This window comes from Candidatus Thiodiazotropha sp. CDECU1 (genome assembly GCF_963455295.1).
In the GTDB taxonomy this organism is placed as follows: Bacteria; Pseudomonadota; Gammaproteobacteria; order Chromatiales; family Chromatiaceae; genus Thiodiazotropha.
On the sequence record NZ_OY734020.1, the window covers coordinates 884,055 to 901,919 of the forward strand.

13 protein-coding genes and 1 riboswitch are annotated in these 17,865 nt (G+C 53.9%); of the genes, 8 read left to right on the forward strand and 5 right to left on the reverse strand.

What is annotated here, in order from left to right; genetic code table 11:
* Positions 1 to 112 precede the first annotated feature (112 nt).
* Positions 113 to 1,030 carry a UDP-3-O-acyl-N-acetylglucosamine deacetylase gene (lpxC, locus tag R2K28_RS04080; RefSeq protein WP_116447632.1) on the forward strand — a complete coding sequence of 306 codons (918 nt, stop codon included), beginning with the start codon at positions 113 to 115 and terminating at the stop codon, positions 1,028 to 1,030.
* A gap of 156 nt (positions 1,031 to 1,186) precedes the next feature.
* Here lpxC and R2K28_RS04085 read toward each other — a convergent pair whose 3' ends face one another.
* Positions 1,187 to 1,564, reverse strand: coding sequence for a DciA family protein (locus R2K28_RS04085; protein ID WP_316368114.1), 378 nt, complete (start codon positions 1,562 to 1,564; stop codon positions 1,187 to 1,189).
* Between the two features lie 228 nt (positions 1,565 to 1,792).
* On the opposite strand from R2K28_RS04085, the gene R2K28_RS04090 reads away from it, so the two are divergent.
* The 4 genes from R2K28_RS04090 to R2K28_RS04105 all read left to right on the forward strand — a co-directional run bounded on the left by R2K28_RS04090 (position 1,793) and on the right by R2K28_RS04105 (position 8,141).
* Positions 1,793 to 2,680, forward strand: coding sequence for a M23 family metallopeptidase (locus tag R2K28_RS04090; protein WP_316368115.1), 888 nt, complete (start codon positions 1,793 to 1,795; stop codon positions 2,678 to 2,680).
* Between the two features lie 173 nt (positions 2,681 to 2,853).
* On the forward strand, positions 2,854 to 5,670 hold the full coding sequence (secA, locus tag R2K28_RS04095) for a preprotein translocase subunit SecA (protein ID WP_316368116.1): 2,817 nt from the start codon (positions 2,854 to 2,856) through the stop codon (positions 5,668 to 5,670).
* Position 5,671: 1 nt separating this feature from the next.
* A complete protein-coding gene (gene argJ / locus R2K28_RS04100; protein ID WP_316368117.1) occupies positions 5,672 to 6,874 on the forward strand; it encodes a bifunctional glutamate N-acetyltransferase/amino-acid acetyltransferase ArgJ in 1,203 nt (400 codons plus the stop codon).
* A 325-nt stretch (positions 6,875 to 7,199) separates the two neighbouring features.
* Positions 7,200 to 8,141 (forward strand): Nudix family hydrolase, encoded by a 942-nt coding sequence (locus tag R2K28_RS04105; RefSeq protein ID WP_316368118.1) that lies wholly within the window; start codon positions 7,200 to 7,202, stop codon positions 8,139 to 8,141.
* Here R2K28_RS04105 and R2K28_RS04110 read toward each other — a convergent pair.
* A complete protein-coding gene (locus R2K28_RS04110; RefSeq protein WP_316368119.1) occupies positions 8,131 to 8,523 on the reverse strand; it encodes a PilZ domain-containing protein in 393 nt (130 codons plus the stop codon). The two genes, R2K28_RS04105 and R2K28_RS04110, sit on opposite strands and share 11 nt — an antisense overlap.
* 314 nt (positions 8,524 to 8,837) lie before the next feature.
* On the opposite strand from R2K28_RS04110, the gene R2K28_RS04115 reads away from it, so the two are divergent.
* Positions 8,838 to 10,937 (forward strand): response regulator, encoded by a 2,100-nt coding sequence (locus tag R2K28_RS04115; RefSeq protein WP_316368120.1) that lies wholly within the window; start codon positions 8,838 to 8,840, stop codon positions 10,935 to 10,937.
* Between the two features lie 3 nt (positions 10,938 to 10,940).
* Here R2K28_RS04115 and metF read toward each other — a convergent pair whose 3' ends face one another.
* The 3 genes from metF to metK all read right to left on the reverse strand — a co-directional run bounded on the left by metF (position 10,941) and on the right by metK (position 14,831).
* Entirely contained in the window at positions 10,941 to 11,789 is an 849-nt protein-coding gene (gene metF / locus R2K28_RS04120) for a methylenetetrahydrofolate reductase [NAD(P)H] (protein WP_316368121.1), read from the reverse strand.
* A gap of 170 nt (positions 11,790 to 11,959) precedes the next feature.
* Complete coding sequence (gene ahcY / locus R2K28_RS04125; protein WP_316368122.1) at positions 11,960 to 13,399, reverse strand: adenosylhomocysteinase; 1,440 nt, start codon at positions 13,397 to 13,399, stop codon at positions 11,960 to 11,962.
* Between the two features lie 20 nt (positions 13,400 to 13,419).
* Positions 13,420 to 13,501, reverse strand: a riboswitch (S-adenosyl-L-homocysteine riboswitch).
* Positions 13,502 to 13,646: 145 nt separating this feature from the next.
* Positions 13,647 to 14,831 carry a methionine adenosyltransferase gene (gene metK, locus R2K28_RS04130; protein ID WP_116445252.1) on the reverse strand — a complete coding sequence of 395 codons (1,185 nt, stop codon included), beginning with the start codon at positions 14,829 to 14,831 and terminating at the stop codon, positions 13,647 to 13,649.
* A gap of 179 nt (positions 14,832 to 15,010) precedes the next feature.
* On the opposite strand from metK, the gene R2K28_RS04135 reads away from it, so the two are divergent.
* Both R2K28_RS04135 and tkt read left to right on the forward strand, forming a co-directional pair.
* Complete coding sequence (locus R2K28_RS04135) at positions 15,011 to 15,562, forward strand: thioredoxin family protein (RefSeq protein ID WP_316369684.1); 552 nt, start codon at positions 15,011 to 15,013, stop codon at positions 15,560 to 15,562.
* A 300-nt stretch (positions 15,563 to 15,862) separates the two neighbouring features.
* Complete coding sequence (gene tkt, locus R2K28_RS04140; RefSeq protein WP_316368123.1) at positions 15,863 to 17,851, forward strand: transketolase; 1,989 nt, start codon at positions 15,863 to 15,865, stop codon at positions 17,849 to 17,851.
* Positions 17,852 to 17,865: the final 14 nt, after the last annotated feature.

Sequence of the window (17,865 nt, forward strand, 5' to 3'; positions counted from 1 at the left end):
TTTGTGCGGGATGAGTGCTGGCTGCTGTTTCTACAACCAGATGCTTGTGCTAGTATGCGCGGTTTTTGGGCCTTCAAGTAAGGCAAGCTACAGCTTTGGGAGCTGAAAGTCGATGATTTGGCAACGTACGTTGAAGAACGTCATACGCGCCACGGGAGTGGGGCTGCATACCGGGGAGAAAGTCTACCTCACCCTGCGTCCGGCGGCTCCCGACACCGGGATCGTTTTCAGACGCGTCGACCTCGACCCGCCGGTCGAAATACGCGCCTGTGCGGAAAATGTGGGTGATACGAGGCTCTCAAGCACACTGGTGCAGGATGGTGTGCGGGTTTCAACCGTGGAACATCTGCTCTCCGCCTTCGCCGGATTGGGTATAGACAACGCCTACGTCGACGTCAGTGCCGCTGAGGTGCCGATAATGGACGGCAGCGCGGGACCCTTTGTTTTTCTGCTGCAATCTGCGGGCGTCGAAGAGCAGAATATGGCTAAGCGCTTCATTCGCATCAAGCGCAAGGTTGAGGTTGAAGAGGGGGACAAACGCGCCAGTTTCGAACCCTTCGACGGATTCAAGGTCTCCTTCACCATCGATTTCGACCACCCAGCATTCAAAGAGCACTCCCAGTTTGCCACCGTCGACTTCTCCTCTACCTCCTTTGTCAGAGAGGTCAGTCGCGCCCGTACCTTCGGTTTTCTGCGTGATATCGAGATGTTGCGTCAGAAAGAACTGGCCCTGGGTGGCAGCCTCGACAACGCCGTGGTTGTGGATGACTACCGGGTTATGAATGATGATGGATTGCGTTATGAGGACGAGTTCGTCAAACACAAAATCCTCGATGCCATTGGTGATCTCTATCTGCTTGGCCACAGCCTGATCGGTACCTTCAATGGTCACAAATCGGGTCATGCCCTGAATAATCGTCTCCTGAGGGAGCTGATCAGCCAAAAGGATGCCTGGGAGGAGATTACTTTCGATGAGCCCGAGGACGCCCCGATCTCTTACATGCAACCGGCACACCTCACTATCTCCTGATTACCGAAGCTAACGATCCGGTTGTTTAAAGGGCTGTTTGCACAGCCCTTTTTTTATTGCATTACCCAGTGTAGAGGGTTTGAAAAATCCTATTGAATCGAGTCGGGGGATGCTTGCGGCCCTCCCTTGGTTGTGAACTGAATAGCACCTGAGATGTTATGAATTCTCATCCCCGTGACGACTGATCCTGAGTATCGCTTCCCGCAGCGAAGGGTCCTCGATGGCTTCAGCGGACTGTCTTAATTGTTTGCTGACTGCCGGGCTGAGGGTGATTCGATGCCTGTTTCGTCCGGGCTTGGGTTTGCCTGGATCAGTTGGCAGGATTCGGGTGCGGACCTGATCCACATGAATGTCGTGGGTCTGCAAATGTTTTTGCAATTGTGGTAATAGGTAGCGGAATCGGCTCGCCCATACCGGTGACGGGACGAACAGGCTCAGGCAGCGATTTTCCAATACGGCAGCCTTGAGTTGTGTATCAAGGGGCTTTGGGAGTAGTTTTATGAGTTGCTGATGAAGGGCCTTTTGGGTCGACAATCGTGATCCCAATCTGCCAAGGGCTGTGCCCGAGTCGACTATTTTTGAGACTGGTTGCATTGTGTGAGCTTAGAGAAAATATTGATAAAAAACATCACATTTTGTAAAGAAAGTGATAAAGTTCGTTACCTTGCGACCGACATTAGTTATATATAGCTTGTAAATTAGCCATTTTTAGCGATGGATATCATATACTTACGCGGAATCGGACAAACCTGCAGCACTACCATGAGATGCCTGCGCGTCTCACTTTTGGTGGGTCTCGTCACACTTTTCGGGGCAGGCATGCTTTGGTTTGGTTATCAGATGGGTGTCAACGATACGGAGTTTCCCGAACATCAGCTGGTGACCAGTCTGAAGCAAACATTCGCCAGGGAGCGTCAAGCGCTGGAGGATGCCAAATCCGATACCCAGGGTGGAATCGATGCCCTGGCAATACGTATTGGCCAGTTACAATCACAGCTATTGCGCCTGGATGCCCTCGGTGAACGCCTGGTCAATATCGGTGGGCTGGATAAAGGCGAATTCAGTTTTGAGGCACCGCCCGCATTGGGTGGACCGGAAGAAGTGAAGTTCTCCCGCAGTGAACAATCGGCATTGCCGGGCCTGCTTATGGAGATGGAGCAGTTGGAGCAGATGATCGACCATCGTCATCAACAACTCACCCTGGTCGAGGATCTGATCATGAACTCCAACCTGGAAGAGTCTATCCACCCGACCGGGCGACCGGTCAACAAGGGTTGGATCTCTTCCTACTATGGCATGCGCAACGATCCCTTCTCCGGCAAACGGAGCATGCACAAAGGGATGGATTTCGCCGGCAAGGATGGCTCGGAAGTGGTTGCGGTCGCCGCCGGGGTCGTGACCTGGTCCGGGGAGCGCTACGGCTATGGTAAATTAGTAGAGATCAACCATGGTAAAGGCTATATCACCCGTTACGGCCATAATAAAGAGATCGTTGTAGAAGTCGGTGATCGTATCAAGCAGGGCCAGGTCATCGCCAAGATGGGCTCTACGGGAAGGTCAACCGGTCCCCATGTCCATTTCGAGGTGCTACGCAACGGCAGGACGATCGATCCCACTCGTTTTATCCTTAACAAGCGCAAATCAGGATGAGTCCCTATCAGGGGGCAATTTACCGGGTAGCCTCCAACATTTGATTGAATCGATTGCCGGGTTCGAAGTTAAATAGCCTAGGCGGTCGCAATCCAGCTAACCTCATCCTTCAGCAATTTCACCGCTTGCTGTATCATCCACAAATTTCCCATCTGTGACGGAAACCCCGATTAATGGTAAGTAACATCTTTAAGAAGATCTTCGGTAGCCGAAATGAGCGCCTGGTCAAACGCATGTCAAAGACGGTCTCCCAGATTAATGCCCTGGAGGCTGATATTGAGAAGCTCTCTGATGAAGCTTTAAAGGCAAAGACCAGCGAATTCCGCACTCGTCTGGAAGCGGGCGAAAACCTCGACAACCTCATGTACGAAGCCTTTGCCGTGGTACGGGAGGCGGGTCGGCGGGTGATGCAGATGCGTCATTTTGACGTTCAGCTGATCGGTGGCATGGTACTGCATCAGGGCAAGATCTCAGAGATGAGGACCGGTGAGGGTAAAACCCTTGTGGCCACATTGGCCGCCTACCTGAACGCCCTGCCAGCCAAGGGTGTTCATGTGGTGACGGTGAATGACTACCTGGCGCGGCGTGATGCCGCCTGGATGGGACGTATCTACGATTTTCTCGGGCTGAGCGTTGGTGTGATCAACTCCTCTGGTGGTATGGGGCCCGATAGCAGCTCCTATCTCTATGATCCAGAGCACGACGGCAAGAGTGACGGATATCTCCATCTGAAAGCGGTCGGCCGGCGACAGGCCTATGCTGCGGATATCACATATGGCACCAATAATGAGTACGGTTTTGACTACCTGCGCGACAATATGGCCTTCAGCGCAGATCAACGGGTGCAGCGCCCGCCCAATTTCGCCATCGTTGACGAAGTGGATTCGATTCTCATCGACGAGGCGCGTACACCGCTGATCATATCGGGACCGACAGAGGACTCCTCGGAGCTGTATAAGGCGGTCAACAAGATCATTCCCAATCTGACTCGACAGGATCCGATCACCAATGAAGAGGGAAAGCCCGATTTCGGCCCGGGTGACTTTTCTGTGGATGAGAAGGCGCGCCAGGTCTTTTTCAGTGAGGAGGGACATCAGCATCTCGAGGAGATGTTGACCGAAGCCGGGTTGTTGGAAGAGGGCGCCAGTCTGTATGACTCTGGGAACATCATTCTGATGCATCATGCCAATGCCGCACTGCGTGCGCATGCCCTGTTTCAACGCAATGTGGACTATATCGTCAAGGACGGTCAGGTCATCATCGTCGATGAGTTTACCGGTCGCACCATGCCGGGCAGGCGCTGGTCGGACGGTCAGCACCAGGCGGTTGAAGCGAAAGAGGGTGTCGAGATTCAGAATGAGAATCAGACGCTTGCCTCGATCACCTTTCAAAACTACTTCCGTCTCTACAACAAGCTGTCAGGCATGACCGGTACCGCGGATACGGAAGCCTTTGAGTTTCAGCAGATATATGGCCTGGAGGTGGTGGTCATCCCGACCAACATGCCGATGATCCGGGACGACATGGGGGACCTGGTCTACCTGACCCCGGAAGAGAAATATGATGCGATATTGGAGGATGTACAGGATTGCGTGAAACGAGGCCAACCGGTCCTTGTGGGTACAGCATCCATTGAGACCTCCGAGCTGGTTTCCGAGCTGCTGGGCAAGGCAGATGTGGATCACCGGGTGTTGAATGCCAAGCAGCATGAGCAGGAGGCGGGGATCGTGGCCCAGGCCGGTCGCCCCGGATCTGTCACTATCGCAACCAATATGGCGGGGCGAGGCACTGATATCGTGCTGGGTGGCAATCTCGAGTCGGAGTTGGAGGAACTGGGAGAGAACCCCGATCCGGCGGAGGTTGACGAACATAAAGCGGCCTGGAAGCAACGTCATCAGCATGTGCTTGATGCCGGTGGTCTGCATGTCATCGGCACCGAGCGGCATGAATCCCGACGTATCGATAACCAGCTGCGCGGCCGCTCCGGTCGCCAGGGTGATCCGGGGTCGAGCCGTTTCTATCTATCCCTGCAGGACAATCTGATGCGCATATTCGCCTCCGACAAGGTGGGTGGATTGATGCAGAAACTCGGTATGGAGAAGGGCGAGGCGATTGAGCATCCGTGGGTGTCGCGAGCGATCGAGAATGCCCAACGCAAGGTGGAGGGGCGTAACTTCGATATCCGAAAACAGCTGCTGGAATATGACGATGTGGCGAATGATCAGCGCAAGGTCGTGTATGAGCAGCGAAATGAGTTGATGGATACTTCGGATATCTCCGAATCCATCACGGCTCTGCGCAGTGACGTGTTGGACGGCGTCTTTCACAGTTACGTACCCAGGGAGAGTATCGAGGAGCAGTGGAATGTGCCCGGCCTTGGCGAGGCGCTGGGCGAGCTGTTCGGTGGCGAATGGCCAATCCGGCAGTGGCTGGAAGAGGATCATGATCTGCATGAGGAGACATTGAAACAGAAGATTGCACAGGGCTTGCAGGATATCTATCAGGACAAGGAGGCGCTGGTAGGTACGGAGAATATGCGTCAGTTCGAAAAGGCGATCATGCTCCAGACCCTGGACGGGCACTGGAAGGAGCATCTGGCGGCGATGGACTATCTGCGCCAGGGTATCCACCTGCGTGGATATGCGCAGAAGAATCCGAAACAGGAGTACAAACGCGAGGCCTTCGCCATGTTTTCCAGTATGCTGGACAGTATCAAGGAGGAGGTGATTGGGTTGCTATCCAAGGTCCAGGTGCAGATGCCTGAAGAGATGGCTATCCAGGAACAGCAATCAAGGGTGGATGAATTCGAGTTCAAGCACGAGACCTTCGAAGGTCTGCCGGAAGAGATGGCGGCACCCGCAGAGATGGCGGAGCAAGAGCAGGAGCCCCATCAACCCTTCGTGCGCGAAGGTCGCAAGATCGGCAGAAACGAGCCCTGCCCCTGTGGATCGGGTAAGAAATACAAACAGTGCCATGGTCGTATAAGTTGATATGAGTCCCCCTCAATTCGCCATCCCCGGGATACGGCTCGGTACCGCGGCAGCGGGTATCAAATATCCCGACAGGGAGGATATGGTGATTGTCGAATTGACTCAGGGTTCGAGCTGCACCGCGGTTTTCACCCGCAATGCCTTTTGTGCCGCTCCGGTGCAACTCGCCAAGCAACATCTCACCCTGGGACCCCCAAGATTCCTGTTGATCAATTCGGGCAACGCCAATGCCGGCACCGGTGATCAGGGTTTGCAGGATGCTCAAGCCAGCTGCCAGGGGCTGGCGCAGGCAGCAGGTTGTAGTGCACAACAAGTGTTGCCCTTCTCCACCGGTGTGATCGGTGAAAACCTACCTGTGGCGCGCATGCTCAACGCCGTGCCGGCAGCCATGAATCACTTGACCGTTGATGGTTGGGAAGCGGCCTCCCGGGCCATCATGACCACCGATACCCGGCCGAAACTTCGCTCGCACCATTTTGAGTTTGAGGGTGTAAAAGTAGGTCTCAGCGGAATCGCCAAGGGTGCAGGCATGATCCGACCCGACATGGCGACCATGCTTGCATACCTGGCAACAGACCTCGGGCTATCCCAGGATTTGCTGCAGCGCTGTCTGGAGGATGCGGTCGGACCATCATTCAACTCTATTACCGTGGATGGTGATACCTCAACCAACGATGCCTGTGTGTTGATGGCCAGTGGGGCATCCACCCTTGAACCGGTCACAGATCCTGATTCCGAGCTGTATAAGTTGTTTGCCCATGCGGTGAAACAGCTCTGTATGGAGCTGGCGCGAGATATCGTCCGTGATGGTGAGGGGGCAACCAAGTTGGTGGAGATTCTGGTGCAGGGTGCAGCGGATGAAGAGGAGGCGAGGGGTGTCGCCTATACCATTGCCCACTCCCCCCTGGTGAAAACCGCACTCTTTGCCTCCGATCCCAACTGGGGCAGGATCCTCGCTGCGGTGGGTCGCGCGGGAGTGGTCGATCTGGATATCGATCGGATTGAGATCTGGCTTGACGAGACCTGCATCGTGCGAAACGGTGGCCGGGCGCCGGACTATACGGAGCAAGCGGGTGCCTCGGTAATGAATCAGGAAGAGTTCACCATTCGCGTCAGTCTGGGGCGTGGTGGCGCACAAACACGGGTACTAACCTGTGATCTCTCATATGACTATGTCAAGATCAATGCAGAGTACCGTACCTAGGGCCTGTTAACACTAATCCAAAGCACTCTGTTGTGCCTGAAAAAGCGCCAATCAAGGCGTACCCCAAGGGCACTTCCTGCGGGCGCGAGGAGAGAAGTTTGGTCACTCCAAATGAACGACGAGCAACGCTGAGTGGCGCTTTTTCAGGCGCACCCCAAGGGCACTTCCTTCGGGGCGCAACCCGAAGGGCTGGGGCTGTTTTTGCGCCCAGCGGCGTTATCATTCGCTCATGTAGCCGGGCTACACCACGCTCATTCTGCCTTGCTGGGCGCAAAAACAGTCCCAGCAGAGTGCATTGGATTAGTGTTAACAGGCCCTAGCGACAATGATCCATGTAGCCGCAGCAGCCATCTTCGATGACGAATCCCGCGTGCTCGTTACCAAGCGTGCCGCGCATATGCACCAGGGGGGGTTGTGGGAGTTCCCGGGGGGTAAATGCGAAGCGGGCGAATCCATACATCAGGCCCTGGCGAGGGAGCTCAAAGAGGAACTCGGTATTGTGCCACTCGAGTCTGATCCCCTGATTCGGATCAGGCATGATTACGGCGATCGTGATCTGCTGCTGGAGTTTTTTCGTGTCACCAGATTTCAGGGTGAAGCCAGGGGGCTCGAGGGGCAGCCCTTGAAATGGCTATTACCGAGTGAAATGGAGCCGCATCGATTTCCTGCGGCCGATCGGCCGGTGATTACCGCACTCCAATTACCCGGCCGCTATCTGATCACTGGCGAGGACCCCAGGCAGTCGGATGGCTTTCTGCGTAGCTTGGAGAACGCCTTGGATGCGGGTGTGGGCATGGTTCAGTTACGCGCCCATGATCTGTCCGATATCCGCTATCGGGAGTTGTTGTCCGTGTGCCTGACGCGCTGCCATGAGCAGGGGGTCAAACTGGTCATTAACCGACCCGAGCGGGTGTTGGATTGGTGGCAACAAGCCGATGGTATCCATTTTACGGCACGCCAGCTGATGTCACTCGATCGGCGTCCTTCAGGGGCCGGTCTAGTGGGTGCTTCCTGCCATAATCCGGAGGAGCTGGAACGGGTGGCGGCGCTGCAGCTGGACTATGCGCTGCTCTCACCGGTAGAGCCGACAGCTTCTCATCCGCAAACCCCCGCCTTGGGTTGGACGTGTTTTACAGAGTGGGTAGACCGAATCAGTATCCCTGTGTATGCCCTGGGTGGTATGCGCGCCGCATCCCTGAAACAGGCAAGGCTTGCCGGTGCTCAGGGGATTGCGGGGATTTCGACTTTCTGGCGGCTCAATCCTTAAACCCGTACTCCTCGATCAGCGTCTGCAACATCTCCGCCGCCTCGGGTGACTTATCGATGAATTCAAAACCTGAATCGTAAAAGGCGGAATTGACATCCTTATCGCTCCAACGGCAGATTGCTTTGAAACTCATGGAGTTAAGTTCACCCTCACTATCCGGCAGGCGTAGTTCCAGGTGCATCTCTTGTCCGGTCTCCACCGGTTTTTCGCTGATCAGCATCATGCCTTCGGTATTGATGTCGACCACATGCCCCAAGGGTGTGTTCCCATCCAGCCGCCATACCCGCAGATAATAGATCAGATGACGTCGTTTGATGGTGCGCCGGTCTGAGGGATGTGGGGCGTTTTCCTGATTGTGTTGACTTGGCCTCTTTATATACATCTCGTTAACCCTTACATAATTTAACTGCTGATGTTTCTGCTATTGCGAACTATACAGATTGTTTGTCGCTAACCTACCCATCGGCTGCTAGGGGAAAGAACTTAGGCTGGGATTGCCTAAGCGGGTTAATGATGCCCAGTGTGACCGGGCATACATTCGGCGTGGATTCTATTATTCCAGGATTATCAGTAACTTGTCTGGTATGAAAATAGAACCTAATTCTTGCTATTATATTACTCCAATAGTAAACCCCTAGGGGTTGAGTGAGTGGTTGTTAGCATGGAATTGCTTGAGCATTGAAAGGGACGACAAACATGTTTATTAAACCGTTCAATAGCGGTCTGTTTTTGAACTCAGAGTACCAACAAGCACTGGTGAGATTGGCCATCTGGCTATTCAGTCTCGTGTTTATGTGGCTGGCTACGACCACAGCTTACTATGCCGTCGACACAACCCTCTATTTGACCCTTTACGGATGCTATTTTGTCATTTTTCTGGCAGCGCTGATCAGTATCGTTTACCGATCAGATCTTCGGTACAGAAAGGGGTTAATGCTGCTTGTCGATGTCAGTGCCACCAGCTTGGCCATCCTCCTGACAGCGGATGCAATCAGCCCATTCTATCTGATCTACCTGTGGATCTATCTCTCCTATGGGACCAGATATGGCAAAAAATTATTAATCACGGCTGGGGTGCTGAATTTCAGTGCTTACAATCTGGTTTTGATCTATCTGCAATCCTGGCAGAGTCATGGTTTCGATGCCTTCTTTTTTCTTTTCCTGTTGGTGGTCATCCCTCTCTATCAATATTTCTTAATGCGCCAACTCTACGCTGCCAAACAGGAGGCGGAGTTGGCAAAAGAGGCACGCGGGGATTTCTTGGCAACCATGACCCATGAGTTGCGCACCCCATTGATTGGTGTTCTTGGAATGACCCGCTTAATGCACGGGACGCCGCTGGATACTGAACAGAAAGAGTATCTCCACTCGATTCAATCATCGGCTCAGCTGTTAAAGTCATTGATCAGTGATGTGCTCGATCTTTCCAAGATAGATGCCAATAAACTTGAATTGATACCCGAGTGGTTGGATATTCGGAGTCTGGTGAGTAGTGTCTCATCGAGTCTGGCTGATGCGGCCCATGAGAAGCAACTTGAGCTGCTGTGCTGGGTCGATCCAAATGTGCGACAGGAACTCCTTGGCGACAAGCTGCGTATTTCGCAAATACTGTTTAACCTGCTAGGTAATGCGATCAAGTTTACCGATAAGGGATATATCCATCTGGAGCTGGTTTATGTCGAGGAGTATGGGGAGTTAACTCAACCTCATATCCTGATTAAGGTTGAGGATACGGGTATCGGTATTGCACTAGAGCGACAGGACTATGTATTTGATAGTTTCTGGCAAGCGGATATCGGTAATGCGCGTCGTTTTGAGGGGGCGGGTCTTGGTACCACCGTGGTTCGCGATTTGACTCGGCTTATGGGTGGAACGGTGGAAGTGGTCAGCCGCCTGGGTGAGGGATCCACCTTCAGTGTCAGACTGCCGTTGCAGATGCGGGATGGAGAGGCGGAAGCGGACGAACTTTTGCAACTGAAGGATCGCTCTATACTTATCTATGAGCAGGACCCGGTGGTAATGAAGCTGCATTGTAAAGTCGCTCGCGAGTTCGGTATGCAGGTGCATAAAGCGAACTTTCCGAGTGAGTTTCTCTCCAGCCTGGATAACTCTGTTGAGTTGATGATGATTTGCGACTCATTGCAGGATACATCCACAAAAGAGATTCTTTACAAGGCGCAGGCCGTAGTCCCTACAGTACCTGTTATCCTGATAGGGTATCGTGGCTGCATGCATGATTTTGGGATTAGCAAAGATCCTGAAAATACCCTATTCAAGCCCTTTCTCGCCAGGGAGTTTGCATATCTGGCGATGCGCGCCTTGGGCATCAAGTCGAATCACCGACAGACCAGGTTGCAGGCTGATGGGGATGCGGTAGAGAGACAGGGGATTAATATTCTGCTTGCCGAGGATAATGCGGTTGCTGCAAAAGTGATCTCAACCCTCTTAACCCAACGTGGACATAGAGTAAGAATCACCAAGGATGGTAGTGAGGCGCTGCAAGCGGTTGCTGATGATGAATATCAGCTGGCCTTTGTCGATCTGCGCATGCCCAATGTGGATGGCCTCGAGTTTACCCGGCGTTATCGAAGCATAGAACCAAAGCATCGCTATATGCCGATCTATGCCTTGACCGCAAATACTGTGCAGGAGATGTTTGATCATTGCTTGGAAGCGGGCATGGATGGTTTTCTGACCAAACCGGTTGAACCGGAGATGTTGGATGCAATCATCGAGCAGTGTAAAACCAACTTTAATAATCACTGTCTTGGGGGACCGCTTACAGTCCCAACTTAGTGTCTATCGTCCTAGGGCCTGCCAGATATCCAGGGTGGGCTTTGACTGATTCATGGTATAGAAGTGCAGCCCAGGTGCGCCCCCTGCCAATAGGCGTTCACAGAGTTGGATGACAACATCTTTGCCATAGCCGCGAATGGCTTCCAGGTCGTCACCGAATCCTTCGAGTCGTTTTCTCAACCAACGGGGAATCTCTGTGCCGCAGGCATCCGAGAAACGGGCCAGTTGCGTGAAGTTGGTGATAGGCATTATGCCAGGCACGATGGGGATATCGATCTGTAGTTGTTGGCAGTTATCAAGAAACCGAAAATAGGCATCGGCATTGTAGAAAAATTGGGTGATTGCACTGTCCGCTCCCGCCTCTACCTTGAGCTTGAAATTGCTTAGATCCTGTTGCGGGCTGCTTGCCTGGGGATGAAACTCGGGATAGGCCGCAACCTCGATATGAAACTGTTGTGGATAGGTCTCCTGGATCAGAGCTACCAGTTGATTGGCATGGCTCAGGTCGCCGAGATCACCCAATCCGGTACCAGAGGGTAGATCGCCACGCAGCGCAACTAGACGACCAATGCCAATCGACTTGTAGTATTCCAGAATCTCCAGGATCTCTTCCCGGCTGGCTCCGATACATGAGAGGTGCGGAGCCGTGGTGATCTGCTCCTCCATCAGCCAATTCACGGTATCGAAAGTCCGCTTCTGAGTGGACCCGCCTGCGCCATAGGTGACTGAAAAGTAAGCCGGCTGCTCGGCTTTCAGTTCAGCCACGCTGTGTTTCAGATTTTCAAAACCCTTCTCTGTCTTTGGTGGGAAGAGTTCAAAACTAATATTCCGTTTTTGATGTTCTGTATGCATGGTTAACTATTTTTGACGTTATCGTGTTACGAGATTTCGATCCCGGAAAAAGAGCTTGTCAGGCTGTGGCTCTAACCTGCAAATGCGAGCCGCCGGGATAGGGTGGCGCAAGGCCTGATCCCTAAGGTTGACAGAAACCGGAAGCGGCAGCTTCCGGTTCTTTTCCACATTCAATAGCGATAGTGGTCGGGTTTGTACGGTCCTTCAACCGGCACGCCGATGTAGTCAGCCTGCTCTTGGGAGAGGGTCGTCAATTGGGCGCCAATTTTGTCCAGATGGAGCCTGGCTACCTCTTCATCGAGCTTCTTGGGTAACACGTAGACCTCGTTTTTATAGTTTTCCGACCGGGTGAAAAACTCGATTTGAGCCAAAACCTGGTTGGAAAATGAGTTGGACATGACGAAGCTGGGATGTCCTGTGGCGCAACCCAGATTGACCAGTCTGCCCTCTGCCAGCAGGATGATCCGTTTGCCATCCGGGAAGATGACATGGTGTACCTGTGGCTTGATCTCCTCCCAGGTGTAGTGGCGTATTCCCGCAATGTCTATCTCGTTGTCGAAATGACCGATGTTGCAGACGATGGATTGGTTCTTCATCGCTGCCATATGATCGTGGGTGATGATCTTGAAGTTGCCGGTGGTGGTGACAAATATGTCACCCAATGGCGCCGCCTCTTCCATGGTGACAACACGATAGCCTTCCATCGCGGCCTGCAGGGCGCAGATAGGGTCGATCTCGGTCACCCACACGGTAGCGCCAAGTCCCCGCAGTGACTGCGCACAACCCTTGCCGACATCACCGTAACCGGCGATCACGGCGATCTTTCCCGCAATCATGACATCGGTGGCGCGTTTGATTCCGTCCACCAGGGATTCGCGGCAACCGTAGAGGTTGTCGAATTTCGATTTCGTGACCGAATCGTTGACGTTCATGGCCGGAAACAGCAGGGTGCCCTGTTCCATCATCTGATAGAGGCGATGCACACCGGTTGTGGTCTCCTCGGTGACGCCCTTGATCGATTCCGCCATGCGGTGATAGCGCTTGGGGTCCTCTTCCAGGCTGCGTTTCAGCACCCCAAGGATGACACGCCACTCCTCGGGATCATCGTCCTGAGGTTCTGGCACCGCACCCGCATCGGCAAATTCAACCCCTTTATGGACCAGCAGGGTGGCGTCTCCGCCGTCGTCGAGGATCATATTGGGGGCGCCGCCATCCGGCCAGTTGAGTACCTGCTCGGTGCACCACCAATACTCTTCCAGTGTCTCCCCCTTCCAGGCATACACAGGTATGCCCTCGGCAGCGATCGCTGCTGCGGCATGGTCCTGGGTCGAGAAGATATTGCAGGAGCACCAGCGAACCTGGGCACCAAGGGCAACCAGTGTCTCGATGAGCACCGCGGTCTGGATGGTCATATGCAGAGAGCCGGTGATGCGGGCTCCCTTGAGGGGTTGTTGGGGGGCGTACTTCTCCCTGATCGCCATCAATCCGGGCATTTCGGTTTCAGCGATGGCGATCTCACGGCGACCATACTCGGCCAGGGATATGTCGGCAATCTTGTAGTCGGTAAACTGGCTGGATGGATCGGTGATTTTGTTGGTCAACTCACTCATGGTAGTCATCTCCTGAATATCGTGAGTGAGCGCGGTTGCATAGTGTGATCTCCCCTTCCGAGCCTGGCGGATAATAGATCCGTTGCAGCGCTCCTCGGTGGGGAGGTTAAAGGTTAATTATGAATTATGAATTTTGAATTTTGAATTGTCGAGCGCGCTTTGTGCGGCTGACTTGAAACGCCACACCATTTAACAACAGCGCGAGCGCAGCGAGCTCATTCAATTCAAAATTAACAATTCAAAATTATCAAAGACCAGCGTCTTCGCGCAGCACCTCCGCCTTATCGGTGACCTCCCAGGTGAATCCCTCGTCTTCGCGGCCGAAATGACCGTAGGCTGCCGTCTTCTGATACTGGATACGATCATTGTTCAGCAGGTCGAGCATTTTCAGGATTCCGTAGGGACGCAGGTCGAAGTGGCTGCGCACCAGATCTGCAATCTTCTCATCGGCTATTTTCCCGGTGCCGAAGGTCTCTATCATGATGGAGGTGGGTTCAGCGACACCGATGGCATAGGAGACCTGGATTTCACAACGCTCCGCAAGCCCGGCGGCAACCACGTTTTTTGCCACATAGCGGCCGGCGTAGGCAGCGGAACGATCAACCTTGGATGGATCCTTGCCGGAAAATGCCCCGCCGCCATGCCGTGCTGAGCCGCCATAGGTATCGACGATGATCTTGCGTCCGGTAAGGCCGCAATCGCCGACGGGACCGCCGATGACAAAGCTGCCGGTGGGGTTGATATGGATCTTCTCCTGGGGACACCGATCCAGCCACTCCTTTGGCAGAACCGGCTGAATGATATTCTCCATGACCGCTTCACGCAGATGATCGTTATCAATGTCCGGGTCATGCTGGGTCGATAGTACCACTGCGCCGATACCACTGACCCTGCCATCTTCATAGCGCAGCGTGACCTGGCTCTTGGCGTCCGGACGCAGCCAGGGCAGGATGCCGGCCTTGCGAATCTCCGATTGCCGCTGCACCAACCGGTGGGCATAGGTGATCGGCGCCGGCATCAGTACGTCTGTCTCGTTGGTGGCATAGCCGAACATCATGCCCTGATCTCCCGCACCCTGCTCTTCAGGACTGGTTCGATCAACACCCTGGGCAATATCGCCGGATTGTTTACCGATCAGTGACATGACCGCACAGGTGGAGCCGTCAAAGCCCACATCGGAGCTGGTGTAGCCGATATCACAAACGACCTTTCTCACCAGTTCATCCAGGTCGATCCAGGCCTCGGTGGTAATCTCGCCGGCGACGATGACGGCACCGGTCTTGATCAATGTTTCGCAGGCCACCCTTGCCCTATCCGGGTTGGGATCGGTTTGCAAAATAGCATCCAGCATGGCATCCGAGATTTGATCGGCAACTTTGTCCGGGTGACCCTCAGAGACTGATTCAGATGTAAAAATAAAATCTCTAGCCATTAATTTTCCTTAAACTTCAACAGGTGTACGTAATTGGTTTTTCCGCTATCCCATGACGTCGGCTTTCAAGCCTCGTATGGGTTATGCCGGCTTTCAGGAAAAGAGGATTTTACACATCAGCCTGCTTTTTGCATAATGCCCCACCCCACAATCAATTCAGATTATTGAAGGGATTAATGATGGTTTCCTTAGAGACTCCAATTTGTGACTTTGGCGCACCGGCCCCAGATTTTCTGCTTCCCGGCGTAGATGGCCGGGATTGGTCCCTGCAGCAGTGTGCAGGGGAACGTGGCTTGCTGGTGATGTTCATCTGCAATCACTGCCCCTATGTTAAGGCTGTGCAGCAGCGTATTGTCAGGGATACCAGTGAGTTAGCTCAACTGGGCATCAATTCAGTGGCAATCATGTCGAATGATCCAGCCGAGTATGCGGAGGACTCATTCGAGAATATGAAACGGGTTGCCGACCAGATGGGTTTTCCATTCCCCTATCTGTTTGATGAGACCCAGGCCGTCGCCAAGGCCTATGGTGCCGTCTGCACCCCCGATTTCTTCGGTTACAACACAGCGCTGGAGCTGCAGTATCGGGGTCGCCTGGATGCGAGTCGTAAAGAGGCCGCACCCGCCGATGTTAGAAGGGATCTTTTCGAAGCCATGAAATCAGTGGCCGAGACCGGTCGAGGACCCCAGGAGCAAATACCCAGCATGGGCTGCTCAATAAAGTGGAGATAAGGGCCAACTGATTGAAAATACTTGGTTTATTAGGATATTAGAGTTTATTCATCAAGTCAGCTTATTGCCCCGTAAAGTCAGCTGCTTTGCCCAGGTAAGGGGCTTAGGTCAGAATAGCTGACCTTTTGCCCTTCCGGGGTTCGGTTGAGCAATAGGAGTCTACATCCCGGTTCGCTGCGAAACAGCCAGGCGGACGGATGTCATAAAGGGGTTTATTGATAACGAATTCAGTGGCTTGCCACACTATTACTTTTGTCCGACAGATACAGACTACTAACTAATTCTAATCAGGAGGGGTCAATGTCCTCACGAAGAGAACTCGCCAATGCCATACGCGCTCTGAGTATGGACGCCGTGCAGAAAGCCAATTCAGGCCATCCGGGTGCGCCCATGGGTATGGCCGATATCGCAGAGGTACTGTGGAATAACCACATGAAGCACAATCCGGCAAACCCGGACTGGGCGGATCGTGACCGCTTTGTTCTCTCCAACGGTCATGGTTCAATGCTTATCTACTCACTGCTGCACTTGACCGGCTATGAGCTTGGCATCGATGATCTGAAGAGCTTCCGTCAGCTGCATTCCAAGACCCCGGGTCACCCGGAGTACGGTTATGCCCCGGGCGTGGAGACCACAACCGGTCCCCTGGGGCAGGGTATTACCAATGCGATCGGCATGGCCCTGGCGGAAAAGACCCTCGCGGCTCAATTCAACAAACCAGGACATGCTATCGTCGATCACAACACCTACGTGTTCCTCGGTGATGGCTGCATGATGGAGGGTATCTCCCATGAGGCCTGTTCCCTCGCGGGCACCCTGGGTCTGGGTAAGCTGGTCGCCTTCTGGGACGACAACGGTATCAGTATCGATGGTGAGACCGAGGGTTGGTTCACTGATGATACCCCCAGCCGTTTTGAAGCCTACGGTTGGCACGTGATTCGCGATGTGGATGGCCATGATGCGGATGCTATCGATCAGGCGATCGAGGCGGCCAAGGGGATGAGCGACAAGCCATCCCTGATCTGTTGCAAAACCACCATCGGATTCGGCTCGCCGAATCTTGCGGGGAGCCATGACTGCCATGGTGCTCCATTGGGCACCGATGAGATTGTCGCTACCCGTGAACAGCTGGGATGGGCCCACGAGCCATTCGTGGTACCCGATGAGATCTATGCCGGCTGGGATGCGAAGAGTGCCGGCGCCAGTGCCGAGGCTGCATGGAATGAGCAGTTTGCCTCCTATGAGGCGGTGCATCATGAACTGGCCGCTGAGTTCAAACGGCGTATGGCTGGGGAGCTTCCGGAGAATTGGGCCGAGGAGACAGCCAAATTCATCGCCGAGGTGAATACCAAGGCCGAGTCACCTGCGACCCGTAAGGCATCGCAAAATGCACTCAACGGCTATGGTCCCCTGTTGCCCGAGTTTCTGGGTGGTTCTGCCGACCTGACTCCCTCCAATCTGACCGCCTGGTCCGGTTCCAGTGCGATCACGGATGGTAATACCGATGGTAACTATCTGTCGTACGGTGTGCGTGAGTTTGGCATGTCCGCGATTATGAATGGTGTCGCACTACATGGTGGATTCATTCCCTATGGCGGCACCTTCCTGATGTTCTCCGAGTATGCCCGCAATGCGCTACGCATGGCGGCGTTGATGAAGCTGCGGTCGATTTTTGTCTATACCCACGACTCCGTCGGTCTGGGTGAAGATGGTCCGACTCACCAGCCGATTGAGCAGATTCCCACCCTGCGTATGATCCCGAATATGGATCTATGGCGTCCCTGTGATGGAGTTGAGACTGCAGTCGCCTGGAAGGCGGCTGTTGAGAAGAGTGATGGTCCCACCTCACTCATCTTCTCCCGCCAGGGCCTCCCACACCAGGTGCGTAGCGATGAGCAGATTGCCAATATCGCGAAAGGCGGCTACGTGATCAGCGATTGCGACGGCACCCCCGATGCTATCGTCATCGCAACCGGTTCCGAGGTGGGCATCGCGGTTCAGGGTGCTGCCGATTCCGGTAAGAATGTGCGGGTGGTCTCGATGCCGAATACCAAGCTGTTCGACGCGCAGGATGCCGCCTACAAAGAGTCAGTATTGCCTTCTAACGTGACCGCACGAGTCGCCGTGGAAGCCGCTGTCACCGATGGCTGGTACAAGTATGTCGGTCTGAATGGCAAGGTGATTGGCATCAACAGATTTGGTGAATCAGCGCCGGCGGGAGAGCTTTTCAAAGAGTTCGGCTTCACCGCAGAAAATGTGGCTGCGGCTATCAACGAGGTTTCTGCCTGATAACATTCAGCGGG

Bases quoted from the DNA above. Each gene is read 5' to 3' on its own strand.
- metF (WP_316368121.1), bottom strand. From the start codon at position 11,789: ATGCATACAGAACATCAAAAACGGAATATTAGTTTTGAACTCTTCCCA.
- R2K28_RS04090 (WP_316368115.1), top strand. From the start codon at position 1,793: ATGAGATGCCTGCGCGTCTCACTTTTGGTGGGTCTCGTCACACTTTTC.
- argJ (WP_316368117.1), top strand. From the start codon at position 5,672: ATGAGTCCCCCTCAATTCGCCATCCCCGGGATACGGCTCGGTACCGCG.
- metK (WP_116445252.1), bottom strand. From the start codon at position 14,831: ATGGCTAGAGATTTTATTTTTACATCTGAATCAGTCTCTGAGGGTCAC.
- R2K28_RS04110 (WP_316368119.1), bottom strand. From the start codon at position 8,523: ATGTATATAAAGAGGCCAAGTCAACACAATCAGGAAAACGCCCCACAT.
- R2K28_RS04135 (WP_316369684.1), top strand. From the start codon at position 15,011: ATGGTTTCCTTAGAGACTCCAATTTGTGACTTTGGCGCACCGGCCCCA.
- R2K28_RS04105 (WP_316368118.1), top strand. From the start codon at position 7,200: ATGATCCATGTAGCCGCAGCAGCCATCTTCGATGACGAATCCCGCGTG.
- lpxC (WP_116447632.1), top strand. From the start codon at position 113: ATGATTTGGCAACGTACGTTGAAGAACGTCATACGCGCCACGGGAGTG.
- ahcY (WP_316368122.1), bottom strand. From the start codon at position 13,399: ATGAGTGAGTTGACCAACAAAATCACCGATCCATCCAGCCAGTTTACC.
- tkt (WP_316368123.1), top strand. From the start codon at position 15,863: ATGTCCTCACGAAGAGAACTCGCCAATGCCATACGCGCTCTGAGTATG.
- secA (WP_316368116.1), top strand. From the start codon at position 2,854: ATGGTAAGTAACATCTTTAAGAAGATCTTCGGTAGCCGAAATGAGCGC.
- R2K28_RS04115 (WP_316368120.1), top strand. From the start codon at position 8,838: ATGTTTATTAAACCGTTCAATAGCGGTCTGTTTTTGAACTCAGAGTAC.